General features: G+C 66.9%; 23 protein-coding genes and 2 pseudogenes. 16 read left to right on the top strand and 9 right to left on the bottom strand.

Going from position 1 to position 26,735, the window contains the following annotated elements; all coding sequences use genetic code 11:
* Nucleotides 1-254 precede the first annotated feature (254 nt).
* From ABD255_RS21515 to ABD255_RS21500, 4 genes and pseudogenes are all read left to right on the top strand, one after another.
* Nucleotides 255-494, top strand: coding sequence for a hypothetical protein (locus ABD255_RS21515; protein ID WP_344216657.1), 240 nt, complete (start codon nucleotides 255-257; stop codon nucleotides 492-494).
* Between the two features lie 333 nt (nucleotides 495-827).
* Nucleotides 828-1,196 carry a hypothetical protein gene (locus ABD255_RS21510; RefSeq protein WP_344216655.1) on the top strand — a complete coding sequence of 123 codons (369 nt, stop codon included), beginning with the start codon at nucleotides 828-830 and terminating at the stop codon, nucleotides 1,194-1,196.
* A 425-nt stretch (nucleotides 1,197-1,621) separates the two neighbouring features.
* Nucleotides 1,622-2,011 (top strand): annotated as a pseudogene (locus ABD255_RS21505) (recombinase family protein); the annotation flags it as partial.
* Between the two features lie 38 nt (nucleotides 2,012-2,049).
* On the top strand, nucleotides 2,050-2,244 hold the full coding sequence (locus ABD255_RS21500) for a helix-turn-helix domain-containing protein (protein WP_344216654.1): 195 nt from the start codon (nucleotides 2,050-2,052) through the stop codon (nucleotides 2,242-2,244).
* Between the two features lie 103 nt (nucleotides 2,245-2,347).
* On the opposite strand, the gene ABD255_RS21495 is transcribed toward ABD255_RS21500, so the two are convergent.
* Nucleotides 2,348-2,719 carry a hypothetical protein gene (locus ABD255_RS21495; protein WP_344216663.1) on the bottom strand — a complete coding sequence of 124 codons (372 nt, stop codon included), beginning with the start codon at nucleotides 2,717-2,719 and terminating at the stop codon, nucleotides 2,348-2,350.
* On the opposite strand from ABD255_RS21495, the gene ABD255_RS21490 reads away from it, so the two are divergent.
* The 3 genes from ABD255_RS21490 to ABD255_RS21480 all read left to right on the top strand — a co-directional run bounded on the left by ABD255_RS21490 (nucleotide 2,627) and on the right by ABD255_RS21480 (nucleotide 5,419).
* On the top strand, nucleotides 2,627-2,941 hold the full coding sequence (locus tag ABD255_RS21490; RefSeq protein ID WP_344216653.1) for a hypothetical protein: 315 nt from the start codon (nucleotides 2,627-2,629) through the stop codon (nucleotides 2,939-2,941). The two genes, ABD255_RS21495 and ABD255_RS21490, sit on opposite strands and share 93 nt — an antisense overlap.
* Before the next feature lie 964 nt (nucleotides 2,942-3,905).
* A complete protein-coding gene (locus ABD255_RS21485) occupies nucleotides 3,906-4,100 on the top strand; it encodes a hypothetical protein (protein WP_344216651.1) in 195 nt (64 codons plus the stop codon).
* A gap of 341 nt (nucleotides 4,101-4,441) precedes the next feature.
* The gene (locus tag ABD255_RS21480; protein ID WP_344216650.1) at nucleotides 4,442-5,419 is read left to right on the top strand and encodes a hypothetical protein; all 978 of its coding nucleotides are present in this window, start codon (nucleotides 4,442-4,444) and stop codon (nucleotides 5,417-5,419) included.
* Nucleotides 5,420-5,501: 82 nt separating this feature from the next.
* On the opposite strand, the gene ABD255_RS21475 is transcribed toward ABD255_RS21480, so the two are convergent.
* A complete protein-coding gene (locus ABD255_RS21475) occupies nucleotides 5,502-6,194 on the bottom strand; it encodes a hypothetical protein (protein WP_344216649.1) in 693 nt (230 codons plus the stop codon).
* Nucleotides 6,195-6,438: 244 nt separating this feature from the next.
* Here ABD255_RS21475 and ABD255_RS43810 point away from each other — a divergent pair.
* Nucleotides 6,439-7,095 (top strand): annotated as a pseudogene (locus tag ABD255_RS43810) (ApeA N-terminal domain 1-containing protein); the annotation flags it as partial.
* Between the two features lie 10 nt (nucleotides 7,096-7,105).
* Nucleotides 7,106-7,636, top strand: coding sequence for a hypothetical protein (locus ABD255_RS21470; RefSeq protein ID WP_344216647.1), 531 nt, complete (start codon nucleotides 7,106-7,108; stop codon nucleotides 7,634-7,636).
* A 711-nt stretch (nucleotides 7,637-8,347) separates the two neighbouring features.
* On the opposite strand, the gene ABD255_RS21465 is transcribed toward ABD255_RS21470, so the two are convergent.
* Together ABD255_RS21465 and ABD255_RS21460 are read right to left on the bottom strand one after the other, a co-directional pair.
* Nucleotides 8,348-8,608 (bottom strand): sigma factor, encoded by a 261-nt coding sequence (locus ABD255_RS21465; RefSeq protein WP_344216645.1) that lies wholly within the window; start codon nucleotides 8,606-8,608, stop codon nucleotides 8,348-8,350.
* Between the two features lie 428 nt (nucleotides 8,609-9,036).
* Nucleotides 9,037-9,462, bottom strand: a complete 426-nt coding sequence (locus tag ABD255_RS21460) for an FAD-dependent oxidoreductase (protein ID WP_344216643.1) — start codon at nucleotides 9,460-9,462, stop codon at nucleotides 9,037-9,039.
* Nucleotides 9,463-9,852: 390 nt separating this feature from the next.
* Here ABD255_RS21460 and ABD255_RS21455 point away from each other — a divergent pair, with 390 nt between their 5' ends.
* A complete protein-coding gene (locus tag ABD255_RS21455; RefSeq protein ID WP_344216641.1) occupies nucleotides 9,853-10,587 on the top strand; it encodes a phosphotransferase enzyme family protein in 735 nt (244 codons plus the stop codon).
* Between the two features lie 209 nt (nucleotides 10,588-10,796).
* Here the strand turns inward: ABD255_RS21455 and ABD255_RS21450 are convergent, their stop codons facing one another.
* Nucleotides 10,797-12,227 (bottom strand): serine hydrolase domain-containing protein, encoded by a 1,431-nt coding sequence (locus ABD255_RS21450; protein WP_344216640.1) that lies wholly within the window; start codon nucleotides 12,225-12,227, stop codon nucleotides 10,797-10,799.
* Between the two features lie 1,272 nt (nucleotides 12,228-13,499).
* On the opposite strand from ABD255_RS21450, the gene ABD255_RS21445 reads away from it, so the two are divergent.
* Nucleotides 13,500-14,273, top strand: coding sequence for a class I SAM-dependent methyltransferase (locus ABD255_RS21445; RefSeq protein ID WP_344216638.1), 774 nt, complete (start codon nucleotides 13,500-13,502; stop codon nucleotides 14,271-14,273).
* Nucleotides 14,274-14,914: 641 nt separating this feature from the next.
* On the opposite strand, the gene ABD255_RS21440 is transcribed toward ABD255_RS21445, so the two are convergent.
* The gene (locus ABD255_RS21440; RefSeq protein WP_344216661.1) at nucleotides 14,915-15,265 is read right to left on the bottom strand and encodes an LD-carboxypeptidase; all 351 of its coding nucleotides are present in this window, start codon (nucleotides 15,263-15,265) and stop codon (nucleotides 14,915-14,917) included.
* Between the two features lie 153 nt (nucleotides 15,266-15,418).
* A complete protein-coding gene (locus ABD255_RS21435; protein ID WP_344216636.1) occupies nucleotides 15,419-15,853 on the bottom strand; it encodes a VOC family protein in 435 nt (144 codons plus the stop codon).
* Between the two features lie 141 nt (nucleotides 15,854-15,994).
* Here ABD255_RS21435 and ABD255_RS21430 point away from each other — a divergent pair, with 141 nt between their 5' ends.
* From ABD255_RS21430 to ABD255_RS21420, 3 genes are all read left to right on the top strand, one after another.
* A complete protein-coding gene (locus ABD255_RS21430; RefSeq protein ID WP_344216634.1) occupies nucleotides 15,995-16,252 on the top strand; it encodes a GNAT family N-acetyltransferase in 258 nt (85 codons plus the stop codon).
* A 232-nt stretch (nucleotides 16,253-16,484) separates the two neighbouring features.
* The gene (locus ABD255_RS21425; protein WP_344216632.1) at nucleotides 16,485-19,244 is read left to right on the top strand and encodes an ATP-binding protein; all 2,760 of its coding nucleotides are present in this window, start codon (nucleotides 16,485-16,487) and stop codon (nucleotides 19,242-19,244) included.
* A gap of 204 nt (nucleotides 19,245-19,448) precedes the next feature.
* Nucleotides 19,449-20,795 carry a caspase family protein gene (locus tag ABD255_RS21420; protein ID WP_344216630.1) on the top strand — a complete coding sequence of 449 codons (1,347 nt, stop codon included), beginning with the start codon at nucleotides 19,449-19,451 and terminating at the stop codon, nucleotides 20,793-20,795.
* Nucleotides 20,796-20,838: 43 nt separating this feature from the next.
* On the opposite strand, the gene ABD255_RS21415 is transcribed toward ABD255_RS21420, so the two are convergent.
* The gene (locus ABD255_RS21415) at nucleotides 20,839-21,897 is read right to left on the bottom strand and encodes a LacI family DNA-binding transcriptional regulator (protein ID WP_344216628.1); all 1,059 of its coding nucleotides are present in this window, start codon (nucleotides 21,895-21,897) and stop codon (nucleotides 20,839-20,841) included.
* A 4-nt stretch (nucleotides 21,898-21,901) separates the two neighbouring features.
* Nucleotides 21,902-24,271, bottom strand: coding sequence for a glycoside hydrolase family 3 N-terminal domain-containing protein (locus tag ABD255_RS21410; protein WP_344216626.1), 2,370 nt, complete (start codon nucleotides 24,269-24,271; stop codon nucleotides 21,902-21,904).
* 208 nt (nucleotides 24,272-24,479) lie between these two features.
* Between ABD255_RS21410 and ABD255_RS21405 the strand changes: the two genes are divergently transcribed.
* Nucleotides 24,480-25,823, top strand: a complete 1,344-nt coding sequence (locus tag ABD255_RS21405) for an extracellular solute-binding protein (RefSeq protein ID WP_344216623.1) — start codon at nucleotides 24,480-24,482, stop codon at nucleotides 25,821-25,823.
* Nucleotides 25,820-26,734: a carbohydrate ABC transporter permease gene (locus ABD255_RS21400; RefSeq protein ID WP_344216621.1), complete on the top strand. Its 915-nt coding sequence runs from the start codon at nucleotides 25,820-25,822 to the stop codon at nucleotides 26,732-26,734. Before ABD255_RS21405 ends, ABD255_RS21400 begins: the two co-directional genes overlap by 4 nt.
* The last annotated feature ends 1 nt before the right edge of the window (nucleotide 26,735 follow it).

Genomic DNA, 26,735 nt, shown 5'->3' with positions numbered 1-26,735 from the left:
AACCCAGACCGCCAAATCACCGACTCAACCGAACATCACGAACTCCGGCTGTAGTACTAGTCGGGCGTTGGGAGCTGTCCCGTGAGCCCTTCAGTGTTGCTTCGAGCACGCGGATTAGTCTCAGGGACCCGCGGCGCCGGCGTCATGGAAGCCACGAAAGGGGCTCCATCATCGCCTCGATCCGCTCAGTCAAGGGGCTTGAACAACAACCGAACGGTCAGTGGCGTTAGCCTCGGTCTTTCAGTAAGCAGTTGATGTCGTCCGGGGGGAAGGTGGACAGCGCCGAGGACTACTGGCTGGAGGGCGGCGTCGAGGCCGTCACGATGGGTGCCGAGGACGGCTTTCTGCAGGAGGTTGATCGGGTCATCGATCTCCCGGGTACGGACGAGTCGTGGCTGGTCTGGTGGCGAAGGATTAGTGAGGCGCCGGTGCTGGAGCTCCACATGGTTGTGGGGTCAAGGCGGGGTACGACGGGATTGGTGAAGAACGTGTAGTTCGGGGCCGGAAGCGGCATCTGGTGGAGATGCGCGTCGATTTCCACGAGCTCGAGGCGCTGGAGTCTGACGAACGCAGACTTCTTGCGCTGCCAGCGGTTCTGGAGGGCGTCTCGCGCGCACAGCAGGCGCTGAAGCTGTCGGTTGTGCACCCGAGGATCCCGGACAGTGTGCGGCCCGCCCCGCTCAGCGCGGGACGCTCCGCCGCAGACGTCTCCGTGAACTCCGCGGCGAGGCGAATGCTCCTTTGCCTCAGAATCCGTTCCCGGATAGAGGTGAACGCAGACCGGTACGCCGACGGTGCGCTCGGTACTACGCCCGCAGGCGGCGCGGTTGACACCAATTCCGGCCGTCGCCTCGCAGGATCCCATCGGGGGGCAGCTCGTCGTCGAGATCCACGTTCCGCTGAACGGTGCCGGCGGCATCGTGCCCGGCGACCCCGGATATGAGTTCGGCTGGATCGACGACATCGAGGAGTTCCTCGATGACGAGTCGAGCGACGGTAGCTTCGACATCTACGACGAGGGCGAGGACTTCGGCGAAGCCTACGCCTTCTTCGTTGCCGGTGCCCCCGAAGAGGTCCTCCTGGGCGTCGCCGCGGACGTCGCCGCGCTGCCCGGCGTCCCGTCCGGTGCCTTCGCCGTAGTCACCGACGACAAGAGCGAAGAGATAGGGAACGGCCGCCGCGTCGCGCTCAGCTGAACTGGGGCTGAGTGCAGAGCCCGAATGGGGCCCCGAAGTACGTCGAATTCGCCACCGCGCTCGACCCAGCATCGAGCAGCGTCCACTGCCAGACCAACTCAACCAGCTCTATCGACCCGCCACGAGCGGCCATACTCCCTCGATCGGAGGTCACCACACCTCAACCGGCAGACCGCGCGGATGTGGCAGCTGCTGATAGCTTTCCTGCCGACAACCGAAGTCCGGCACCTGACAAACCATCCGCAGCAACCCGGGGTCGGCCCCGAACTCCCGAAGCCCGCGCCGGGCCGGGAGTACGCCTCGACGACCCGGCTCGGCCGGTAGTGCGGGCGTCCGTTAGCCGAACCCCAACGGACACACCGGGGCCGGGGCTCCTGCTGCCTCTGCTGACCGTTGAACGGTGTCTCAGTAAGGGTGTCCGGTGAGTGGTCTCAGTGTCGGGGGCTATCCGTACGCTTGCGGCTCATGACCGCGATCCGGATCGGCTACGCCCGCTGCTCCACCGACAAACAAGACCTCGCGGCCCAGCACCAGGCGCTGCTCGGCGTCGGCGCCGAACGGATCTACCTCGACCACGCCTCACCGGCACCAACCGCAATCGCACTGGCCTCGATCAGGCCCTGGCCGCTGTCCGGCCCGATGACACCCTCGTCGTCCCCAAGCTCGACCGGCTTGCCCGGTCCGTGCCCGACGCCCGCGACATCGGCGACTCCCTCGCCGCCCGCGGCGTCGCACTCGCGCTCGGCCGAACCCTGTACGACCCGGCCGACCCGATGGGCAAGATGTTCTTCAACATCCTCGCCACCTTCGCCGAGTTCGAAGTCGACCTGCTGCGGCTGCGGACCGCGAAGGCATGGCGATCGCCAAAGCGAAGGGCAAACTACGCGGCAAACAGCCCAAGCTCACCGGCCGCCAGCAGGCCCACCTGGTGCAACTGCACACCGCCGGCGAACACACCATCGCCGAACTCGCCGAACTGCTCACCGTCTCCCGGCCCACCGTATACAGAGTCCTCCAACGCCACCGCGACGGCACAACCAGCACCTAGCCGACCTTCGTTCCGATTCATCGCACAAGACCGAGCTCAATGTGGCGGCTGCTGACAGATTCCTTACCAACACCCCGTGGACTGCGCGCCGGCGTCGTCTCGATCAGCTCGGCGAGCGGTGGGCCCCTCCGCTGCAGATCTCGCCGGTGACCGAAGACCTCGAAGTAGCCACGGAGTGGTTCGAGATCCTGCCGGAGGTGTGGGCAGCGAGGGCCTGGGCGGCGGAGTAGCCGAGCGGCCGCCCGGTCCAGTTCTTCACGGCCCGGAACAGCGGGCCGTGGGTGTAGCCGGTCTGCCGCAAGAACCGGCGCAGCAGGTTGACCAGCTGGGCCTCGTCCAGCAGCAAGGTTCGGATCCGGCCGCCCTTGCCGTGGATCCGCACGTGCTCGTCGCCGGGCGTCAGCGTCAGGTCCTCGACGTAGATCCCGAGTGCCTCGCCGATCCGGACCCCGGTGTGCTTGAGGAACTCGAACAGCAGCCGGTCGCGCAGGTTGGCTTTCGGGATGGCGCCGATGACGCGGTCGATCCGTGCAGGGTCGACCGGCCGCGGTGCGCCTTCGGGGACGTGGACCCGGTCGAGCAGGTCGAGCGCGTTCGTGGTGATCAGGCCGTGCCGGACCGCCCACCGCAGGAACGCCGCATAGCTGGCCTGCTTCCTGGCCCTGGTCGACGGCGCGAGATCCGCGATCGCCGCTAAGTAGCTCGGCGAGATCGCTGCGGTACGCGCGGATGGTGTTCGGTGACTTTCCGGCGAACCCGAGATCAGCGAGGAAGTCGCGCACCGGACCAGCCAGCTCGTGCTCGCCGGGCAGCGCGACAGCGGCCAGGCTCACCGCGGCCGCCGATCGCCGCTGCAGCTGCTCGGTACGTCGGATCCCATGGCGTCACGGTAGGGGCGTCGACCGACGAATCCGCTCAGTGTGCCTGCAGGGCACCGGTGATAACGGCTGATTCGTGTCGGGATCCCGTCGCGCGTGTCGCGGCACCGATCGGCGCCGGTTGCGCCTGGATCCGCGAGCTGGTCGACCGGCTCGGGCCGGTGGTGCGGTGGTAATGGCCGTTATCACCGGGACCCCGCGGGTTGAATTCCAATCTGTCTGACCCCCGTATGTGGAACGAGCCCGGCGTGCGACGGGGGTGCGTGAACGACCCCATTTACGCGATCCTCGTCAAATGTGACCCATGTCACACACAATCGATCCTGTATGAGCGCCAAAAACTCGGCTGAACAGTCGGCACCGGATACCGCACCGGGCCTTCGTGGCTCCCTTGAGGGCTATCCGGAGGTTCTCTCTCGAATGAGTGTCTCGCCCGGTGGCAAGGTCGACACCGGCCACGTCCCACCACAACGCCGTACGGAGGAAAAACTCGTGCCCAGCTCGACGCGACACTAGCTATCCCGCCTTGGCAGGCTCCCTGGCGTGGCCGCGAAGAGCTGCTTGTTGTACCAGAGCACCGAAGAAATCTCGGGGCTTGTTGTCACAGACGGCCAGATATTCGGGCCTTCTGCAGGTATCAGCGGAAGGAGGGGAAGTGCTGTCTGACAGCAGTGCCGCCTGGTGGTGGCAGTCGTCACACAAGAGTGAAGCGGCCCGGGGTACCACCCGGGCCGCCTCGCTGAACAACCAGATCCCGGAGTCATTCGAGAACGGAGTTCACTCGTGAGCCTAGAACGCTGCCCCGGCGCCGAGCCACCTCACCGCCCAAGCAAGTTGACGGTGATCCTCGCCGAGACGCTGCTGTGCATCGCCGCACTCATCATCGGCGGCATGGCTGGCGTCTCGGCCGCAGTGCTCGCCTCGGCCGCCGGGGTCTGGGGCGCGACGTGCACACTCCTCGCCGCCTGGAAGCCCTGACCAGCGTGAGGCCCGAGGAGACGACGAAGGCGGCCCCCGATCGGGGACCGCCTTCGTGAAACCGAGCCGCGAGGGCTGTGCAGGCGGGGCGAGGCCCCTTTGTCCTTCAGCTGGGGAGGAATCCGGCCGACAAAGTCGCGCGCCCGAGAAGTCTGATGTCGCGTGGTGCAGGACGTGGTGCGAACTCCTCGAAACTCATGGTGAAATTCGAGTGTGGTGCGGGCGTTCGTGTTGCTAGAAGCGCTGCTAGAGAGCGAATGCGACGCTGAGCGTCCTCCTCGTAATGAGACGGTCAGCGGTTCGATCTTGAGAGTGCTGGCTAGCAGGGTGATGATCAGCCGGTGCTCATCACCCCGCGGCCCGGCGCCCATCGAGACAACATCCTCAAGACGCTCCAGAAGACTCAGCTGGACGCATCTAACCTGCGGGGCGCTGGCCCCTGGACCGCCTACCACTGGCTTTTGAAGTACCTAGAATGGGTCACCGACGCCACCCGTCTCCTGCAGGACCAGGTCAGCGGGAAAGACATCGACCGCCTCATCCAGACACGCCGTTACTACGCCCTGCTGGAAGCATGCGGGACCCTGGCCGGCAGTACCCAACAGAACCTGGTGAACGGCTTGGTTAGTCAGGAACTCGCCGACCGCGAAGCCGCCCTCGGCGCGGCCGCTACGACCCTCAACGAGCACATAAAGCGCTGGGCTGATCCGGTGTGGCTTGCTGTCGCCGACTCTAGCTTCTACCTCAACAGCCCGCAGCCCCTTGCCGACACCGACCTCCAAGAGGTGATGGGCCTGCCGGCCGGCGAGGAAATCCTCCTGCTGTTCCCGATCGCCGTCGTAGACGAACTCGACCGTCTCAAAGAAGCGGGCGGCGCTCACCCCAGGTGGCGTGCTGGCCACACGCTGGGTCGATTAGACGCGGCGATCACATCGGGGACCTCGGGCACGCTGCACCCTCCGGCTCCAGGTGAAGGCCAATCCATCCGAGGGAGGGTCACCGTCGAAATCGTCCTCGACCAGCCTGGACACGCACGACTGCCCATCGAGGATGACGAGATCATCGACCGCGCCGCAACGATCCAGCTCCTTGCGGGCCGCGAAGTGCGTCTCCTAACCTGCGACACCGGCCAAGGCACCCGCGGCCGGATGGCCGGACTGCAGGTCACCAAACTCCCCAGCAAAGCGGGGACCGGCGGTGAACCGCCCCGGCACAGCGGCGATCAGCCACGCGCCAATGGCCTGCGTGGGCAGCGAAAGACCCGTCGAGAGGCCGAGGCCGCGGCCTCGGCCGCTCAAGGCAAAGCGCAATTGCCTTGATCGTTCCAGCGCTACCGCTGAACTGAGGAACCGAGGCGGGTCAAGCCGAACCAGGTCACCCGCCGCTTCCGGCAAGGTCGAGTCAGGACTTCTCGCGCAGAACGTTCGTCGTCAGCCAGTGAACGAGCAGGGCAGCTAGCGGAACAACTGCCCTAGCTTCGTCGTCGACCTGCCGCCGCGAACTCGCCCCACCGCCATGGCGCGATCTCTGAGCCTGCCAGAGGATCTCCATCATGCCGACGAGGTGGACAACATCTCGCGATTGGCCGGCCCTATTCGGGAGCGTCAACTCCCAGCGGTCCGGGCTACCCTGACGAAGCTCTTTAATCACGGTCCCGAGGGTCGATTGGTCTTTGATAGCCCTTTTCGGATCCACCAACGGGCAGGCGACCTCTTCGACGGCCCGAATGGCCTCACTGAACGCTTTCTCCGCATCAGACACGAGCCCGTACGCGGCCTCCCAAGCGGCGTGCAGATGGTCGGCTGCCTGTTGCGGGGCCGCGCGTGCCGCTTCGCTGAACGCGGCGGTCACTGTCCCGTCCACGTGCCGCTCGAGATGCTGATCGCCTTCGGACCGCCCGGCCACCCGCCAGACAGAGTTGGCGGCTAGGAGCATGTCCCGCAGCTCCTGGAGGTGCTCGGTTTCGCGACTAGTCCACCTCGTCACGTGGAGAGTGGCGTCAACCGCGTCCAGGATGTTCTCTGGCGGAAGTTGCCACGGCGGAAGGTCGCTGACGTCCTGTCCGGCGTCGGTAAGGGTCGCCAGCCTCAGCATGATGTTTCGGACTTTAGGTCCGTAGCTGTCGCTGGGACTTGGAGTCATCTCGGGCGATACGCCGATGAGCACCTGCTGCAGCCAGCCGCGCAGTGCTCGGTGCAGGTGCGGCGAGTCTGACTCCGATGGCGCTGGCCTAGGCAGGCCAGCAGCCCGGCGGCTCAAGGGCTGCCAATCGCTGTCCGTCGTGCCACCGGAGCCTACGGCGGACGACGGCTGAGCGTTGTCCTTAAATTCAGCTGAGATGTCGGGCACCTGGTGGATCCCCGGACGCCCGCACGAGCGCGTCCGCGGCACCCTGATTCTTAGATCTGATCGTTTCGATCTAGAGTTGCATGGCAACTTGCATCCAGTCGAGGTGCCAGCCGGCGCCGAGATTGAATACTCAGATGACCTATTCGGGACGTGGACGACCGAACCGGTTGTCCTGGGTGAGACTGACGATCATCAGCTCGTCACCGTGCTCGATGCCTCGGGGTTTCGGGCAACAATCCCTGGCTTTATCGACCAGGAGAGATGGCGACTGCGGGCGGCGTTGACTGGTGCTCATCTAGCCACTGCGGAAGACCTTCAGTTCAGCGCGGCGCACGCCGAGATACAGAATCTCCGTGCGTGGGCAGATGCGCCGGACGTTATTCCCAATATGGTGCAAGATGAGAACTCTCGGCAGATTACGGGGTTCCGCGCATCCGCAGACCGAACGGTCCTCGGTGAGGCCAGCCTGGCTGACGGGTCTGTCACGGTTGTTGCCGAGCCGAAGGCGAAGGGGAATGCCGGGGCGGGGGAGGTCACGCTGCGCCTCGTTCCACGCGTCGAGTTTGTCTTGAAGACACCTGCAGATTGGTCCGCGATCCTGAGGGATTGGGTGAACCCGTTTCGCGGTCTTCTGATCCTGGCGGCTTGGTCACCGTGTGCAATCGACGGCGTTTGGCTCGAGCGACAGCATGAAGGGCGCCCGCCAGGTGGTCGAGCTGCTTGTTCGTACGACAGACACGGGACGCCCGCGGCGCCCAGATCGCCGGCCGGGGGAGTTCGCATACACGTTGCGCGATTGCCCCGGTGGCTTGGACGCGGTGCTACAGAAATTCGATGAAATGCTCACCAGCCACAAGGCGACTCTGCCTGACATCGTCGCCCTGCTCAGCGCGCCGTATCTCGCCGCAGAGGACCGCTTCATGGCGATGACGAAGATAGTCGAAGGGCTGCACGTCGAGCTGTATGGCTACACAGATGTCGCGGCAAGGGCCGAAAGCGACGCGAGGATCCAGCGAGCTATCGATGCCGTACCCGAAGACATCCGCGACTGGCTGACCGAGCAGCTTAAGGGAGCGTCACCGCCGATGGCGAAGCACCGGACCTTGGAAATTTCCGCGATCTCGGACCGCTCGGCGACAAGCTTTCAGGAGATCACCTTGAGACGTTTGTGTTCAAGGTCTCCATGACCCGCAACTTTGTGATGCATCGCAGAGCGAAGGACGAACCGAAGGCACTGTTTGGGGAGCAACGTCTCTGGCACACCTTCGCTCTTGAGCTAGCGATGCAGGCCTGCCTCGTGAAGCATCTAGGCGAGTCAGACAACGCTCGGTTGCTTGCTCGAATCGCTCGGATGCCCCGATTCCACAGCGTTGTGCCGAACCTGACTTACTACTACAATCCGCCGGCCCCTGCACCGCCAATGTCGGACCCTGCGCCCGAACCCGGCCAGCGCGCGGTAACCACCAAAGGCAATGCTTCGCTGGCTCCGGCGAGGCATGAGGGCTGGTTGCGGAGACTGATTCGAAACGCCGCCAAGAGACTGCGGTAGGAGTCACCTTCCGGGCCAGAGACACCTGTCCGGCGACGGCAGGTGGCATCCGGCATGGTGCGGTCCATGGTGCGAAACCGTGTCAAATGGTGTTGCTAGAGTCGACTTGCGGAGTCGAATCGCGAACTACTGGAGCCTAAAGCTCACCCGCGAGGCCATGACGAAGGCTCTCATAATCCCTGGGTCGTGGGTTCGAGTCCCACCCGCCCCACCCCAAGACATCGCAGGTCAGCGGCCTGTTCGGTGCAGTCTGGTCCAGCGCCCAGGAGGCCGCGTCGGATGGGCCGTCACGCGGGCTGCTCGCCACGGCATCTGGCACCTCCTCCTGTACCAGGCGCGCACGAACGGCCTAGGCGTACTCGCGATCTCCCACGATCACGCCCCTCCTCAGGTACGCGCGCTGTTCGCGGAGATGAGCCAGATCGAGCTTGACCCACCGCAGCCTGGTGTCCTGCAGCACGTCCTCCGCGTCGGCGGCCGATCCGAGGATCTCGTAGGCGGCGGTGCACAGCAGGTTCCGGTGGACAACCAAGACTTCGGTCGCCGGATCCGCGGCGTGCTCGCTCATCTCAGGCCGGCCGGCGGGCGTCTGCCGTACCGGCCGTCTCACCCAACACCTTTGCGCGTCGGCGATCCTTGAACCACAGATCGAGTTGGCCGGGGTGGCGCGCCTCTTGCTTCAACTGCCAGACGGTGCTCCAGCAGACACCCTCCTTGAGCATCGCCATGGACTTGCCGCGCCCTCGTAGTACGCTCGTGACACGGTGTCGTCCTTCCGGGCGACCTGGACGATTCCGTGTCGGCGTCCCAGGCTGATGCACTCGCCGAAGAAGCCGACGCTGAAGGTCTTCGGCTGCTGTCCGGCGATCCGGCTCAGCACGGTCTCGCCGGCCTGTGGGCCCCGTTGCATCGCGGACTGGCAACTCATCCGCACCGGCAGGTCCGATGGCGACACGGAGTCGCCGGTGGCGATGATGCGTTCGTCGTCGACGCTGGTGAGCGTTTCGTCGGTGAGCAGCCGTCCGATGGCATCTGTGCTCAGCCCGCTGCGGGCGGCCAGGTCCGGCCCTGCTCCGCCAGCTCGGAAGCGGTTTCCAGACCGGTGGGCCCGGCCCCCACCACCGTGATCGCGGCCGAGGTCAGTGCGGCGTCGATGACCGGCCGCAGCCGTTCTGCTTGTTCCAGGGTGGAGATCCGGTAGGCGTGCTCCGCCGCGCCGGGCACCTTGGGGACGGCACTGCCGCTGCCGACAGCGTAGATCAGGTAGTCGGAGGCGAGGCTGCCGCAGCTCGCCAAGGTCACGCGACGCCTAGCCGCGTCGATCCGGGTCACGGTGTCGACCACCAGCCCGACGCCGCCGGCCAGAATCTTCTGGTATTCCACCAACGCGTCGTCCGACCCGGTGACGAGCTGGTGCAGACGGATCCGCTCGACGAAGTTTGGACGGGTGTTGATCAGGGTCACTTCACGCCGTCGCGCCGGGTCAGGCGGTTGGCCGCCATCACGCCGGCGTATCCACCGCCGACCACGATGACATCGGTGTTCTCGGTCACGGCAACTCCTTTGGTTCACGGTGCTGCATTGAAGACAGCAGCGCTGCGGCGGTTGTGACAGCCGTGATCCTCGGATCTGATACCAACGCTGGCCTCTGGTTCGGACGTACCGTCTGATCCCGCTACCGACTTGGTATTTCCGTGGTTCCCGGGTCGACCTGGCGGCTTGGGACCACGTCATCCAGCTTCCGTACGCCTCGATCGGCAGACTGCCGCAGTACCCGACTGGGCGGTCGCGCTCGAGGTGATGGTCGGCGCCTGCTGAGAACAGAGATGTTCGGAACTCCGTAAGATGTGGCCAGTGGGATGGGATGCACTCGGGCGGTGGGGTGAAGACGTCGCTCGCATCGAACGGCTCGCTGGCGGAGTCGCCAACGACGTGTGGAGCGTGCGCGTCGACGGGCACCTCGCGGTCGGTCGTCTCGGCGCCAGGAGCGACGCTGATCTCGCGTGGGAGACCGAGCTCCTCCAACACCTCGACCGTGAAGGTCTGACCGTGCCGGTGCCGATCCCGACTACGGACGGCCGGCTGTTCGCCGACGGTCTGGTGGTGATGACGTACCTGGATGGCGGACCGCCCGAGACGCAGGCCGACTGGCGTCGCGTGGCCGGCACGCTCCGCGAGCTGCATCGGTTGACGCAGGGCTGGCCGCAGCGCCCAGGCTGGCGATCGTCGACCGACCTCCTGCACGCCGAGACCGGGACGAAGATCGATCTCGGCGCGATGCCCCCGGAGAGCGTTGCTCGATGCCGAGCAGCGTGGGCGCGGCTCACCGGACGTCACACTTGCGTCGTCCACGGCAACCCCAACAACCCTGGCAACGTCCGCATGACCGCGAATCAGGTCGCGCTGATCGACTGGGACGAGTCGCACGTCGACGTCCCCGACCTCGACCTCGTGCTGCCCGGCAACGCGGCCGGCCTCGACGACGGCGCGCACGACATCGCCGCGCAAGCGTCGGCCGCATGGGAAGCCGCCGTCTGCTGGGACGACGAGTACGCAGTCAAGCGGCTCGCCGAAGTTCGAGCGGTCTGAGCACGCGTTCGAGGAGTGGGCTATCGGCGGTCGAGTGCGCACATCTGCCGCGGACATCGCGCCCCAAGACATCTGCGGCTCGATGCTTCGCGGCCAGGCACAACGATCACCGCGGTCGGGGTGTGGGGGCATGTGCGGAACAACCGTCCGTACGGCGCCAGGCTGCGGGTCACGTCGCATCCTGCCGGGGATCGGAGGTGGCTCCCGACCTACGCGACGTCGGGTCGTGTCATCAGCGGCGACCGCAGATGCAACTCCAGGCTGGGGCTGGTCAGGGGGATGGTGTTCCACGTCGCCGACGCTGTCCCCGTGTCGGCGTCGACCATCAGCCGGACCCGGTGCGGGGTGGTGATGACGTAGAGGTCGGCGACGAACTTGTCGCCCTGCCAGGCACCGGTCGCGACGATCGGGCGGCCGAGCGGCGAGGTTTCCCGCCATTCGCCGTGGCCGACCACGACCTCGAGGGAGGACCCGAGCCGCAGGAGCCAACCACCGTCCACCGGATCGACGACCACAGTGGTTCCGTCGGGCAGCGCCGAATCCTCGGCGGAGGCGTCGAGTTTCGCCTTGGCGGAACGCCCAGGGGCAGCCGAACCCGGCACCGGCGCCAATGACAGCCGCCGCAGCCGATCGGCGAGGATCTCGTCGTCCCGGGCGCTTCCCGCGTCATCCAGGCCGGGCAACAGGCAGTCCCAGAAGACGCCGGGCACCGCGTCTGTCTGCTCGATGGCGCCGGTCACGACGATCACGAGATCGTGGGACGGGACGACCACGCAGTACTGGCCGAAGGCGCCGTGACCGTGGTAGCCGTGACGCGAGATCCAGAATTGGTAGCCGTACCCGCAAAGAAAGTCGGGGTTTTGCGACCAGCCGGGGAGAGGCAGGGTCTCGATGTGCCGTCTGGTCGCGAGCTCCAGCCATTCGCGCGGGACAAGTTGCCGGTCGCCCCAAAGGCCTCCGCGCAGCAGCAGTTCACCGAAGGCGGCGACGGCCTCGGTCGTGAGGTGCAGCCCGTGGAATCCGAAGGCGGCACCGCTCGCCACCCGGTCCCATTCGGCGCCCTCGATGCCCATCGGCTGGAAGAGGCGCTCGTCGAGTAACTCCGGGAGGCCTCGGCCCGTGACCCGTTCCACCATCCGGGCCAGGACAAAGGTGGTCGCGTTGTCGTAGGTGTGCCGTGTCCCCTCGGCCTCGGAAAACGGTACGCGAAGGAAGCCCTTGACCAGGTCGCCCGGTTCCAATTGCCAGGCCTCGTCGAGGCTGTCCGTGCCGTGTCCGGCCGTCATGGACAGCAGATGATGAACGGTGAGGCGACGTCCCTGCTCCGAGATGCCGGCTGGAACGTGGCCGGGCAACACGTCCACCACCCGATCGTCCAGCGAGAGCAGCCCGTCGGCGATCGCGAGCCCCACCGCGACCGAGGTGAACGACTTGGTCAGCGAGTACAGAAGGTGCGGGCGTTCGGCCGAGTACGGCGCCCACCAGCCTTCGGCGACGACGTGACCGTGGCGCACGACCATGATGGAGTGACATTCGATGGACTGCGCTTCGAGCCGGTCCAGCAGCGCACCAACCGCGCGGGACGACATCCCCGAGGCGGCCGGTGTCGACCGCGGCAGCAGGGCGCGTTGAGAAGGCACCCAGGCACCGTAACAACCGCCCAACCGAGTGACGACACATTTAGAGCAGAGCTCACCGGCTTCCGCCTGACATCAGATCCGTTATCGGCCGCGAACCCACGGGAGTTGCCTCTAATGCAAGAACTCCCGATCCTCAGCGATTCCGGCATCTGCGCAGGTCAGAGTCGGGTTGTGGTCGAGTTCGGCAGCCAGTTGGTGGTGTCGCTCCAGCCCGCGAGTGCGCTGGTCGGCATAGGTTTCCTGCGTTTAATGCAGGTTTCCACGCTGAGGAGTGGCGGTGTTCCCGGCTTCGTACCGGGGTTCTACTGGATCCGAATGTCAGCTTGTTCCGGGCCGAAGACCGAGTGTTCGAGGCGATGCTCGACGGCTGGCGCAGCCAGATGCTCGCCCGCGGCCTGGCGGTCGACACGATCAAGGCCCGCACCGGAGTCGTCGGACGGTTCCATGTTTCACCGGGGACTATCCGTGGACGTGGCGGCCGGTCGACATCGAAGACTTCCTCGCCGAGCTGCGGTCCCGCAGCCGGGCGGACCCGGCGCACCGCGATGCCATCCGCCGCTACGTCACCTGGCACCACCAACGCCGCCTTCGTGACTCGCCGAACCCCACCACTCACGGTGCCTTTCTGCGGGCCAAGCAGCAGGTGACGGTCGCGATCGCCCACAAGCAGCCCGACTTGGGATTCTGCACGAACTCACCAAGCTCGCCCCGATCGCGATCATCGCCGACGCACTCGGCTACAGCACCAAGACCATCGAACGCCACGCCCGGGGCGCCGCCGCCACCTACGCCGAATACGTCGCCACCCGGGAGTAGGCCTCACTGGATTCGACCAACACCCGCTGCACTGGCAGAGGGGTTGTCGGGTAGAGCTATCGATCCACCGACCGTACCCACAAGGAGCGTGGCGCTGGTGTTCGGAATCTGCTGCCGCCGCACGCATCGCCACCCTGGCCACCGGCGGCTACTACCAGACGAGTCCGTCTAGATGGTTATGGCCGGAAAGCAGGCGAGCAATGTGGTCCTGCGCCGCTTCGCGTATGTCAGGCTGGGGGTCGGGTGCGTAGAGCGCGAGCTCCCCGTACATGTCATGGAAGTTCAACCGCTTGCGCAGATGCTCGCACGCCGAACGACGCGATTCGCGAGTTGCGGCAGTAGCGTGCGGCGCCGCACGCACGCTGAGCGGCATGACAGGGCGGGTTGCCCTTGCAAAACCATTGGTGAACCGACTTGCTCCGCTGATGTACTGATGTGCGACCGTGAGTCTGCCCCGTGTCGGAGGTAGTAGTTGTGACGGGCTATAACGCGCTTGCCGAGGTGTACGAGTGGCTCATCTCGGATGCAAAGCTGGCCCCGGCCGAGTTCGCTGCGTCGTTCGACGACGTCCTCAGTCTCCTGCCGCCGAACGCTCACGTCCTCGATTGTTCGTGCGGAACCGGACAGTTGGCGGTCGGCCTCGCCGGTCTTGGCATGCAGGTGGTCGCAACTGACGCCAGCGAAGAGATGGTTCGTCGGACTGCGGAGTTGTCTGAGGAATTCAGGGCACCTGTCCGGACAGTGCGGGCGGACTGGCAAGAGTTGCCCGACCATTTCGATGACGACACCTTCGACATGGTGTTCTGCGTTGGCAACTCGCTGCACCATGCCGTGGGCGCGAGAGGCAGGGTTGCTGCTCTGGAGTCGATGTCACGGCTTCTGCGCCGTGGCGGGCGCTTGGTACTCACCTCCCGCACCTGGGAACTCGTGAGGACCAGAGGTTCCCGGCTGGACATCAGTGACCGTCTTGTCCGCCGGAACGGTCGCAATGCCGTCGTGGTCTACCGCTGGGAGATTGCGTCACATTGGGAGGAGGAGCACCACATCGAGATTGCGGTCGCGCAAGTTGATGCGGCTGGGTCGGTTCTTGTCCGCTCGGAACTGCTGTCGTGCTGGCCCTACCGATACGACGAACTCGCAGCCGAGTTGCACCAGGTCGGACTCCGGACGGAAAGGAGCACGTACAACCCTGAGGCCGAGAACTACATGGTGGTGGCGAGCAAGGTATAGACAACGGGCTCACAATCCCTGGCCGGACCACGCGGTTGCTCGCAGGAGGCTTGCGCCCTCTCGTCGGCATGTGAGTCCGCTTCCGTGTGCGGTCTGGACGGTCAGGTCAAAATCGGCAGACAACCCTCTAACTGGCCTCGGACGGGTGCACGAGACTGCAACTCGTCGCGCCTCGACATGTCGCTTCGCCAGTTATTCAACGGGAGTCACGCGAAAGGCGCCGCGACCACCTACGCCGCCTACGTTGCCACTCGCCGCTGACGGATGCTGCCGATTCCTCGCCGGCGTTCGATCATGACCGCACAAGAGCAGTTCACTGCCGCAGCCGGAAACACCGTCGTGCCCTCAATCCTGGCCCTCGAGGCAGCCGGCTTCCAGGTCGAACAAATAGGCGAGGACCTTCTGCGGGCGGCGTCCCCGACAGGACGATACGTCGCTGCCGACCCGCTCGAACTCCTTGGACTGATCAAACTGATCGAGGTTCGCGGCTGGTCTTGGCAAGCCACAGACAGCCAAAATCGACTCCGTACTGGAGCGGTTCGGCTGGACAGGCTGACCAGCTACTCCCGGCACTCCAACATCCGCCGTTACCAGTCATGCTCTTGGGCGCCGGCTGAATCAAGCAGTACGTCGCCGGATGTTCATCGAACGCCCGGGGCGACGGTAAGGGTGCCTGCTGTCGGGTCGATGGTTGCCAGGGTGCCGAGTGGGACGGTGGCGGGTTGGAGACCGTGGCCGACCTGGTTCCACAGTGCGAGGTGCAAGACGGTGATGTCGCTGAAGCCGATCAGCGGCTTCGGGTCGCGTCGTACGGCGTCGTAGTCGAGACCGTCGGCGATGCGGTAGGCCCCTCTGCCGCCGGTGGTGGCGAAGACCGCGCGCACGCCCGGATCACGGAAGGCGTCGTTGAGGTCGGCCAGCCGGTGTTCGTCGGCGCCGGCCAGGTAACCGAGGCTGTCGAAGATATGATCGCCGAGCTCGACCGCCGACAGTTTCCCCGGTTCTGCTGTCAGACGTCGACCTGCTCCTGATCCAGAGCGAACTGAAACACGCTCTGCGAACCATCGAAGACGATTGATCTACTCCCGACTCCGCAACACCCGCGTCTACCAGTCGAGTCGCGAAGGTGCCACGCTCACGGTCACTCAGTCGAGACAGAACTCATTGCCCTCGATATCCTGCATCACCAGGCACGACTCGTTGTCCTCATCGGCAAGCAGTAGTTGCACCCGTACCGCGCCGAGCGGGATCAGTCGTGCGCATTCGGCCTCGAGTGCGGCCAGGCGCTCTTCACCCACGAGCCCGGTGCCGACCCGCACGTCGAGATGCACTCGATTTTTGACGACCTTGCCCTCGGGAACGCGCTGAAAGTACAGTCGCGGGCCCACACCTGAGGGATCTATGCAGGCGAACGCCGAACCCTGTTGCTCAGGCGGCAGCGTGCGATCGTAATCGCCCCAGGTAGCAAACCCCTCCGGTGGCGGCGGTACGACGTACCCCAACACCTCGCACCAGAAACGAGCCACACGCTCAGGCTCCGCACAGTCGAAAGTGACTTGGAACTGCTTGACCGACGCCATCGGTCCACCATAAGGCGGGTTGTGGGGCATGCGGCCGTGTCGGCAGCGGAGCAAGCGAAATGGTGAACTAGCCTCGCACCGTGATCCTTGAAGACGTCCGGGCGGACAACGGGCGGGCATGCACGGCGCTGGAGGTGGAGGATGTGGGGCGTCGATCCGGCCGACGGGAGTTTCTGGATCGGCGGTTTGCTGATCGACCGTCGGCATCAGCGACGGGGGTACGGCCGGGCGGTGGTCGCTGAACTGCTCGAACGGGCTGTGTCGGACGGCCATCGAGCGGCGGCGCTGAGCTACGACCCGGGCAATACGGTGGCTCGTTCGTTCTACGCGAGCATGGGCTTCGTCGAGACCGGTGAGCTCGACGATGGCGAGACGGTCGCTCGCAGGCAACTGAGGTAGGTTCCTCGTCATCAGGCAAACCGGATCGCCCAGTCACGATCGGGCTACGTAAGGATGTCCTCCCTGGTGCTCACCCCGAAAAGGTGAAGGCGTGGGCGGTTGACGGGCGTAGAATTCAGATCCTTGCCAAGCGCATGAATCCGGGTCCGGACTGTTGCCATAGGCCCGGAAAGTGGAACGGCCGTTGTCGCGGGCGCGGAACGGCCCTGGCCTCTGGTGAGGTGGTGGAACCATGACGATCGGTCACGCGGCCCGCGAGTTGCGGGGGCGGCGGGCGGAGTGTGCGCGGCTGGATCGCTTCGTCGCCGGTGTCCGCTCCGGTCAGGGCCAGGTGCTGATCGTCCGTGGTGAGGCGGGTATCGGCAAGACCGCTCTGCTCGAGTATCTGGCCGGGCGCGCCGAGGGGTGCCGGGTTGTCCGGGCGGCGGGGGTCGAGTCCGAGATGGAACTGCCGTTCGCCGGGCTGCATCAGTTGTGCGGGCCGATGCTGGAGCTCCGCGATCGCCTGCCGGAGCCGCAGCGCGATGCGCTGGCCGTCGCGTTCGGCCTGGATTTCGGGGAGCCGCCGGACAGATTCCTGATCGGTGCGGCGGCACTGGGCCTGTTGTCGGAGACGTCCGACCGCAAGCCGTTGCTGTGCGTCATCGACGACGCACAATGGCTGGACCAGGCCTCGGTACAGACGTTGACCTTCGTCAGCCGGCGGTTGCTGGCAGACAGCATCGGTGTGGTGTTCGCCCACCGGGACCCGGTGACCAAGCCGGACTGGCGAGGATTTCCGGAGCTGGTGGTCGGGAGCCTGACGAACCAGCACGCGGGGGACCTGCTGGATTCCGTCGTCGCCGGGCGGCTGGACGAACACGTTCGGGATCGGATCGTGGCAGAGACCCGGGGCAACCCACTCGCCCTGCTGGAACTGCCGCGCGGGTTGTCCGCGGCCGAGTTGGCCGGTGGGTTCGAGCGGCCGGATGCCCGGCCACTGGCGAGCAAGATCGAGCAGAGTTTCGCCGGCCGGGTGCAGTCGCTGCCGGCGCAGACCCAGCGGCTGCTGCTCACCGCCGCCGCCGACCCGATCGGCGATGTGCCGCTCCTGCTCCGCGCGCTCATGGAGCTTGGCGTACCGGTGAACGCAGCAGCACCTGCCGAGGCAGCCGGCCTGATCGAGCTCGGTGCACGAGTCCGGTTCCGGCACCCCCTGGTGCGGTCGGCGACGTACCGGGAGGCGGCTCCGGCCGACCGCCGTGCGGTGCATCAGGCCCTCGCCAAGGCGATCGACCCGGACCGCGATCCCGACCGGCGCGCCTGGCACCGGGCCCAGGCAGCCGACGAGCCAGATGAGGACGTCGCCGCCGAACTGGTCGCGTCGGCCGACCGGGCGCAGCGCCGCGGCGGTGTCGCGGCGTCGGCCGCGTTCCTGCAGCGAGCGATGGAGCTGACCCCGGACCCGGCCCTGCGCGCGAGCCGCGCCCTCACCGCCGCCCAGGTCACCCTCCGGACCGGTGCCTTCGAGACCGCCCAGAAGCTACTCGTCAACGCCGACGAGGGGCCGGCCAACGGCCTGCAGCAGGCCATGGTGGATCTCATCCGTGCGCAGATCGCGTTCGCCTCCGGTCACGGCCCGCAAGCCGCGCAGATGCTCCTGGAGGTCGCCCGCCGGTTCGAACCGCTGGACCCCGACGCTGCCCGCGACACCTACCTCGACGCGTTCGCGGCTTCGATGTTCGCCGGGCGCCTCGCCCCTGACTCGACGCAGACCGACGTAGCGCGAGCCGTTCGTGCGGCGCCGCGGCCGGCGGTACCCCGCAAGCAGGATCTGCTGCTCGAGACGTTGGCGGTCACGTACACCGACGGGTATCCGGCGGCGGTACCACTGGCCAGGACGGCACTCGAAGCGTTCTCCGACGAAGCCCGGGCGGAGCAGAGCGACCTGCGCTGGCTGTGGTTGGCGGCGCGCACCGCTGTCGACCTCTGGGACGACCAGCGGTGGGATGTCCTCACCGCCCGGCACGTGCGGATAGCTCGTGAGCTGGGCGATCTGACCGAGCTCCCGCTCGTCCTGAACTCGCGGATGTTCCTCCATCTGTTCTCCGGAGAGTTCGCCGCGGCCGCCGCACTGCTCGCGGAGATCCGGACGATCGCCGACGCGACCGGGATCGGCCTGGCACCGTACGGCGCTGTCGGGCTGGCCGTCATGCGTGGCCAGGTGGACGAGGCCACGCCCATGATCGTCGCGAGCATGGAGGACGTCAAAGCACGGGGGGAAGGCGCCGGGATGTCCTTCCTGCTGTGGGCGAACTCCGTGCTCATGCTCAGCCTCGGCAGGTACGGCGACGCGCTCGCCTCGGCCCGAGCGGCGACCGAGGACCCGAATGACTTCGGTGTCGCCAGCTGGACCCTGCCGGAGTTGGTCGAAGCGGCGGTCCGGACCGGCCGGCCCGAGTTGGCGGCGGACGCGATCGGCCGTCTCACCGAGATGGCGCAGGCCAGCGGCACCGATTGGGCGCTCGGCGTACTCGTTCGTTCGAAGGCTCTGCTGGCGACCGGCCCGGCGGCGGAAGAGGGGTACCAGGCGGCCCTCGAGCGATTCGGCCAGACTCGCGTCCGGATGGAACTCGCCCGCACTCATCTCCTGTACGGCGAGTGGCTCCGTCGCGAGGACCGACGCCAGGACGCCCGTGCGCAACTGCGTTCGGCGTACGACATCCTCAACGCGGCCGGCGCCAACGCCTTCGCCGACCGCGCCCGCCGCGAACTTGCGGCGACGGGCGAAACCGTCGCCAAACGAGCGGGCCGCGCCACCGATGCGCTGACCCCTCAGGAAGCGCACATCGCCGAACTGGCCGGCGCCGGCCTGACCAACGCCGAGATCGGATCCCAGATCTTCCTGAGCCAGCACACCGTCGAGTGGCACCTGCGCAAGGTCTTCACCAAGCTCGGCATCACCTCCCGCCGCCAACTCCGCCCCGCCACCACAACCGACCTCACCGGCTGACTCAAGCGAAGAGCGCCTGATGCCGCCTCAGGTGCCTGGCGACGGGGTCGGCCGGCGACGCGGAGGCCGGCCGGGCTGTGCGACGATGTTGGCTCCAGGCCACCGCGTTCGACACGTCGGAAGTGTCGACCGCGGCGTCTGGTGGTCGTGACCGGCGAGGAGCCGAAGCGGCTCGTCGCACTCTGGTTCGGCTGCCATCAGCCGATGACCGACGGGGGCGGGCGGATGACGGACAGCGGTGCTGCCGGGCGACGACTCGCCCTCATCGTGGCCACTTCGGCGTACGAGGACGACGGTCTCGCCCGGCTCGTGTCGCCCGCGCATGACGCTGCCGCGCTGGCCGGGGTGCTGGCCGACCCGGCCATCGGCGACTTCGCGGTGTCGTCCGTCCTGGACGCTCCGTCCGGGCAGATCGCGCAGACCATCGAGGACTTCGCGGCCGAGCGCGAGCGTGGTGACCTGCTGCTGCTGTACCTGTCGTGCCACGGACTGAAGGACGAACAAGGCCGGCTGTACTTCGCCGCGCGCGACACTCGACGTGAGCGGCTGCGTTCGACGGCGGTCTCGGCGGGGTTCGTCAACGACGTGTTGTTCGCCAGCCGGTCGCGCCGCAAGGTCCTGCTGCTGGACTGTTGCTACAGCGGTGCGTTCGCCAGGGGACTGTCCGTCAAGGCGGACCGGTCCGTTCACACCGCGGACCATTTCGACGCGCGCGGTCTGGTGGTGCTGACGGCGTCCGATGCGACGCAGTACGCCTTCGAGGGGGACAACCCGGTCGGCCGCGCGACGCCGTCGATCTTCACAGCCAGCCTGGCCGACGGACTCCGGACCGGCGCCGCCGACATCGACGGTGACGGCCTGGTCTCAGTCGATGACGTGTATGAGTACGCGCGCCGGTGCCTCGCCGAGCAACCTCGCCTGCAGAGTCCACGCAAATGGGAATTCGACGTCGCCGGCACGATCGTGCTGGCCAGATCCCCCACCGGAGCGGCGCCCGCGACCTCGGTCACGGCGGCTCTCCCGGTGGTCCTGTCCGCCGACCGCGGGCCGGTGTCGACTCGGATCCGGCAAAGGCAGTGGTGGCTGGGCCTGCTGCTGTTCGCCGCCACCGCAGTTGTCCTCAGCGCCTTGCTGACGCGGTGGATCCTCGATTGGGTCTACTTCCTGGGGGCCACAGACCAACTGCCTTCCGACGGCGCGGGATTGGTCGCGGCGGCCTCGGGCGGCGCCGCGTGGGCCGTCGCCTACGCGGTGGTGGACGCGGCTCGAAGCTTGCCCGCCCGTTGGTACGACCTGCACTTGCGCTGGCTGGTCACCCTGCGCCAGGTGTTCAAGCCCGCTGACGCGCGCGAGTTCCTGCGGGCGGTCCGCGCCGCGGTGCCGCTGAACGTCGCCGTCACGATCCTGGCGTCCGTCGGCGTCGGCGCCCTCGGCTATCTCTACCTAGGAGGTTCGGAGGGTCGCGACAAGGCCTTTCCCTTCGCCTTCACGGTGCTGACAGGGCTGCTCGTGGGCACCTACCTCACGAACGAGAAGCGCACGAAGGTGTGACTCGCCGGGGTCGCGGGTGACGAGCAGGTGCCTCCGTGTCGAGTCAGGTCAACGAAGGATGCCGTGCCGGAGCCGCGGTGGAGTCTCGGACGATGAGGCGGGTGGCGAGTTCGACGTGGTGCGAGTCGACCTTCTCTCCGGCTGCGAGTTGGAGGGCGGTGCGGAGAGCCACCGTGCCCATCTCGCGCATCGGCTGGCGGATCGTGGTCAGCTGGGGGGAGGCCAGCCGGGCCACCTGGGTGTCGTCGAAGCCGACCACGCTGAGGTCCTCGGGAACGCGCAGCCCGCGAGCGCGCGCCGCTTCCATCACGCCGAGGGCGACCTCGTCGCTGCCGGCGAAGATCGCGGTCGGGGGTTCGGGCAGGTCGAGCAGGGCCGCGCCGCCGGCCAGGCCGTCGTCGTACAGGAACTCGCGCAGCCACACGTATTCCTTCGGTACGGCGAGCCCGGCGGCCTCCATCGCACCGCGGTAGCCGTTCATCCGTGCCTGGTTGCAGCCCGAGGTGGGCGGCCCGCCGAGGTACGCGATCCGGCTGTGCCCGAGGGACAGCAGGTGCTGGGTCGCCGCCATGCCGCCCGCGAAGTTCGTCGAGCCGACGCTGGTGATCTCGGGCTGAGCGATGTTGATCGGATCGACGACGACCAACGGCAGCCGGGCCCGCGAGAGCGCGGCCAGGTCGGCGGCCGCGAGGTCGCTCGTGATGCCGATCGCGGCCCGGCGCCCGGTCGCGGTCAGTTCCCGGATCCACTGCGTCGCCCGCCCACCGGCCGCAGCCCGGTCGGCAGCGGCTCGCGACCGCGGTGGCCGCGAACTCAGTACTACGTCGACGTCCGCCGCCGCGCCTGCCTCGAGGACGCCCTGGATGACCTCTATCGAGTAGCTGTTCACCACACCCTGGAAGAAGAGCTCGACCGTCGCGCGCTCGACCGGCTCGGGGCGCCGGCCGACGTACTCGTGCTGCCGGAGCACCTCCTGCACCCGGGCGCGGGTCGACTCGGAGACGTCGCTGCGCCCGTTGAGCACCTTCGAGACGGTGGCAACGGAGACCCCCGCGGAGGTCGCGACGGTGGCCAAGGTGACACGGCCACTCAAGGGCGGCACCTCCTCACGCTCCGGGGATAGCGGTCAGCTCGACGGGAGTCACCATCGTACGATCGTGCCCGACCACGCGCACATCTCCGGTCAACCGGACGACAGCGCGGCACGGCAGGTCCTGCGACGACGTTCCGACCAGTACTTCGAGGTCGCCCGGCTCGACGATCCGGCGCAGATCAACCCCCGTGTACGCCGTACGGTCGGCGTGCACCGAGAACGTCACGTCCATCGCCGCACCAGGCTCCGAAGTCACCCGAGCGAAGCCGGTCAGGAACTTCAACGGCCGCGCGACCTGGGCAACCACATCGTGCAGATAGAGCTGCACCACCTCATCGCCCGCCCGAGCCCCGGTGTTCCGGACCCGCACGGTCGCCGTGAACTCACCATCCGTCGGAACCTCGGTGGCACTCAGCCGCAGGTCCTCCACCGAGAAGGTCGTGTAGGAAGCCCCGAAACCAAAGGGATACAGCGGTACTGCGTCCAGCCCGCTGATGCCCGCGCTCTCCACACTCCCAAGCGCCGGCTGCAGATACGTACCAGGCTGCCCGCCAACGTGCCGCGGGATCTGCACCGGCAACTTGCCACCAGGAACCACGCGCCCACTCAGCACGCCCGCAATCGCAGCGCCACCCTCCTGACCGGGAAGGAACGCCTGCACCAACCCAGCCGCTCGGTCCGCGAACTCGCCCAGCGCATACGGACGGCCGGACACGACCACCACGACGACAGGCGTCCCGGTGTCCAGGAGTTGCGTCAGCAGTTCAGCCTGTACGCCGGGCAACCGTAGGTCCTCCGCGTCACATCCCTCACCAGACGACCCATGCCCGAACAACCCCGACAGATCCCCGACATAGGCGACGCAAATCTCCGCACCCCGAGCCGCCTCGACGGCCGCGGCGATCCCGGACCGGTCGTCGCCGAGCACCGCACAACCCTGCTCGTGCACGAGTTCGACGCCATCCAACTCCACCCGCAACGCTTCGAAGGCACTCTGTACGTCGAGGCCGAGTCCGCGATCCGGGTACCTCGGCAGTACGTGATTGGGAAACGCGTAGCACCCCATGAACGTCCGGGGAGCTCCAGAACACGGGCCCACCACCGCAACCCGCCGCAAAGCCGAGGAGTCCAGCGGCAAGACGGACCCGGCGTCGAGCAACACGATCGAGCGCTCCGCCAACTCGCGGGCGATCGCGCGATTCCCCTCGGAGTCGAGATCCACCTCGACCGGATCGACCGAGCCCTTCGGCGTCCAGTCGGGATCGAGCAGCCCGAGTTCCACCTTCTGCTGCAACACCCGCAAGGCAGCACGATCGACCAGGTCCTCGGCGAGCTCTCCCGACCGAACCTTGTCGATCAGCCCCGGCCCGAACCCCAGCGTGTCCGGGAGTTCGACGTCGGTGCCGGCGGTCAGCGCGAGAACGCCCGCCCCGGCGGGGTCGGCGGCGACGTGGTGCATCGTGGCCAGGAACGGCACCGCCCCGTAGTCGGAGACGACCGTGCCGGTGAAGCCCCACTCGTCTCGCAGCAGTTGGGTGAACAGCCACGGGTCGGCGCCGGCCGGCAGCCCGTCGACATCGGAGTACGAGCTCATCACCGAGCCGGCGCCGGCGGTCGCGATCGCGGTCTCGAAGGTCGGCAGGATGACGTCGAGCAGTTCACGGCGCCCCATCGACACCGGCCCGTGGTTGCGCGCGGCCCGCGACGCGGAGTACCCCGCGAAGTGCTTCAGCGTCGCGATCACGCCGGCACCCTGCAGACCCCGCACGTACGCCGAACCGAGCATCGCCACCAGGTACGGGTCTTCGCCGATCGACTCCTCGACCCGCCCCCACCGGTAGTCGCGGACGACGTCGAGTACGGGGGAGAGGCCCTGGTGGACGCCGACGGCGGCCATGTCGCGCCCGATCGCGGCGGACATCCGCTCGACCAGATCGGGATCGAAGGTCGCACCCCAGGCAAGAGCGGTCGGATAGACAGTCGCCCCGTACGTCGTGAACCCGGTCAGGCACTCCTCATGAACCAGCGCCGGTACTCCGAGCCGCGAGCCCTCGAGCACGACCTCGTGCTGGCGGACCAGTTCCGCGACGCCCTCGTCGACCGTCAGCGGCACACTGCCCCAGATCCGGGTCAGTTGGCCGAGCCCGTGCCGGCTGGCGTCCTCCAGTGAAATGGTTCCGCCGGCGGTGAAGACATCCTGCAGGGGAGCGACGTTGAACTGCTCTTCGGCGGGGACGTCGGCATCGGCCAGGTCGTTGCCCACCCAGCGGCTACCCAGCTGAGCGACCTTCTCCTCCAGCGTCATCGCCCGAAGGAGCAGCTCGGCCCGGGTCCCGGCCGGCAGGGCAGTGTCCTGCCATGGGTGGTGGCTAGAACTCGTCACGAAATTCTCCCTACTGCTGGATTGTCGCCGTTGGAAAGTATCGAAAAGTTTCGAGACTCAAGCAGGCGCATCTGCCGCGTAACTTAGACGGTGATGAGCGCGATGATCAAGATCTTGACAGGTTGATCTCCGAAACCTACGTTACGAAACATTACCCATCGGCCGTGGAGGTTTGCGGCCACGGAGTACGGAGATCAGGGTGGATCCCATGACGACATCCCGGCGAAATTTTCTCCGCCTGACCGCCGGTGGCGTCGCTGCCGCCGGGCTGGCGGCCTGCGGCACCTCCGGTCCGCAGAGTTCCGGTAGCTCCACTGGTGGGGCGGCTACCGGCAGTGCGACCTACTGGTTCCTGACCGGCCAGCCGCAGCAGGCCATCCGCGAGGCCCAGGTCAAGCGGTTCAACGACGCGAACTCGGGCACGCAGATCAAGCACACCGAGTTCCAGAACGACGCGTTCAAGCAGAAGATCAAGACCGCGATCGGCGCGGGCCAGGGTCCGACGCTGATCTGGGGCTGGGGTGGCGGCGGCCTGAAGAGCTACGTCGACGCCGGCCAGGTCGAGGACCTGACCGGCTGGTTCGGCGAGAACGCCGAGTTGAAGGACTCGATCTTCCCGTCGGCCTTCGGCGCCGCGACCGTGGGCGGCAAGATCTACGCGATGCCGGTCGAGACCACCACCCCGATCGTGCTGTTCTACAACAAGACCGCCTTCGAGAAGGCCGGCGCCGAGCCGCCGAAGTCGTGGGGCGACATCACGGACCTGGTGCCCAAGTTCAACGACAAGGGCATCGCGCCGTTCTCCCTCGGCGGCCAGTCCCGCTGGACCAACATGATGTGGCTGGAGTTCCTGTTCGACCGGATCGGCGGCGCCGAGGTCTTCCAGAACATCTTCGACGGCAAGCCGAACTCCTGGTCCGACCCGTCCGCGCTCAAGGCGCTCGACGAGATGCAGAAACTGATCAAGGCGAACGGCTTCATCAAGGGCTTCTCCTCGATCACCGCCGACTCCAACGCCGACCAGGCCCTGCTCTACACCGGCAAGGCCGCGATGATGCTGCACGGCGCCTGGACGTACGGCGGGATGAAGGCCGACGGCGGCAAGTTCGTCACCGGCGGCAACCTCGGCTACATGAACTTCCCGCCGGTCGACGGTGGCAAGGGCGACCCGAGCGACACGGTCGGCAACCCGGGTCAGTACCTGTCGATCTCCTCGAAGGCGAGCCAGGCCGAGAAGGACGTGGCGAAGAAGTTCCTGTCCACCTCCACCCTCGACGACGCCTCCGTCGAGGCCTGGGTGAAGTCGGGCAACATCCCGGTGGTCAAGAGCGCCAAGGACAAGCTCGGCTCGGTCACCGACAAGTTCGACTCCGAGTGGCTGAACTTCGTCTACGACACCTCCAGCAACGCGAAGAACTTCGCCCAGTCCTGGGACCAGGCGCTCAGCCCGACCGCGGCCGAGACCCTGCTGGACAACATCGCGAAGCTCTTCCAGTTGTCGATCTCGCCGCAGCAGTTCGCCGACAGCATGAACGCGGTGATCGGCAAGTGACGGCAGCCGCTCCGTCCGGGGTGCGGGCCGCGACCTCCCACGCCGGGCGGAGCGGCCCGGTCGCCTGGATGGTGCTCCCGGCGCTCGCGATCTTCCTCGTGTTCGGCGTCGTCCCGCTGGTCGGCGTACTGGTGCTCAGCTTCACCCAGTGGGACGGTCTCGGCGCCATCAACCCCGCCGGCCTGTCCAACTGGCGCACGGTGCTGAGCGACCCCGCGCTTCCGCACACGATCCTGGTGACCTTCCAGATCATGATTCTGTCGTGGGCCGTGCAGACCCCGATCAGCCTGCTGCTCGGCGTGTTCCTCGCCGGTCGCCAGCGGTACCGCGCGCTGCTGGCCGTGCTGTACTTCATCCCGCTGCTGCTCAGCTCGGCCGCGATCGCCATCACCTACAAGGCTTTGCTCGACCCGAACTTCGGCCTCGGCGCCGGCCTGCACCTGGACTTCCTGACCCAGGACTGGCTCGGCAAGGGCAATCTCGCCCTCGGTGTCGTCATCTTCGTCGTGTCCTGGCAGTTCATCCCGTTCCACTCACTGATCTACCAAGGTGGCGTGCGGCAGATCCCGACCTCGATGTACGAGGCCGCGTCGATCGACGGCGCCGGGCGGATCCGGCAGTTCTTCAGCATCACCGTTCCGCAACTGAAGTACACGATCATCACCTCCTCCACCCTGATGGTGGTCGGGTCGCTGACCTTCTTCGACCTGATCTTCGTCCTCACCGCCGGTGGTCCCGGTGACGCGACCCGGGTGCTCGCGCTGGACATGTACAAACGCGGCTTCCAGGCGAACCTGATGGGCCCGGCCAGCGTGATCGCCGTACTCCTCGTTCTGCTCGGCCTGGCCTTGGCTCTCCTGCTGCGCAGGCTCGGCGGCAGTACGACGGCCAGCCAGCAGGAAGGGGCCTGAG

The sequence above is a fragment of the Kribbella sancticallisti genome (genome assembly GCF_039530625.1).
GTDB classification, from domain to species: domain Bacteria; phylum Actinomycetota; class Actinomycetes; order Propionibacteriales; family Kribbellaceae; genus Kribbella; species Kribbella sancticallisti.
Note: the sequence above shows the minus strand (reverse complement) of the source record. Positions and strands in the feature narration are given on the sequence as shown.

Coding starts and splice junctions, on each gene's coding strand:
- ABD255_RS21420 (WP_344216630.1), top strand. CDS start 19,449: ATGACCGACGGGGGCGGGCGGATGACGGACAGCGGTGCTGCCGGGCGA.
- ABD255_RS21475 (WP_344216649.1), bottom strand. CDS start 6,194: ATGCTGAGGCTGGCGACCCTTACCGACGCCGGACAGGACGTCAGCGAC.
- ABD255_RS21430 (WP_344216634.1), top strand. CDS start 15,995: ATGTGGGGCGTCGATCCGGCCGACGGGAGTTTCTGGATCGGCGGTTTG.
- ABD255_RS21500 (WP_344216654.1), top strand. CDS start 2,050: ATGGCGATCGCCAAAGCGAAGGGCAAACTACGCGGCAAACAGCCCAAG.
- ABD255_RS21435 (WP_344216636.1), bottom strand. CDS start 15,853: ATGGCGTCGGTCAAGCAGTTCCAAGTCACTTTCGACTGTGCGGAGCCT.
- ABD255_RS21515 (WP_344216657.1), top strand. CDS start 255: ATGTCGTCCGGGGGGAAGGTGGACAGCGCCGAGGACTACTGGCTGGAG.
- ABD255_RS21425 (WP_344216632.1), top strand. CDS start 16,485: ATGACGATCGGTCACGCGGCCCGCGAGTTGCGGGGGCGGCGGGCGGAG.
- ABD255_RS21405 (WP_344216623.1), top strand. CDS start 24,480: ATGACGACATCCCGGCGAAATTTTCTCCGCCTGACCGCCGGTGGCGTC.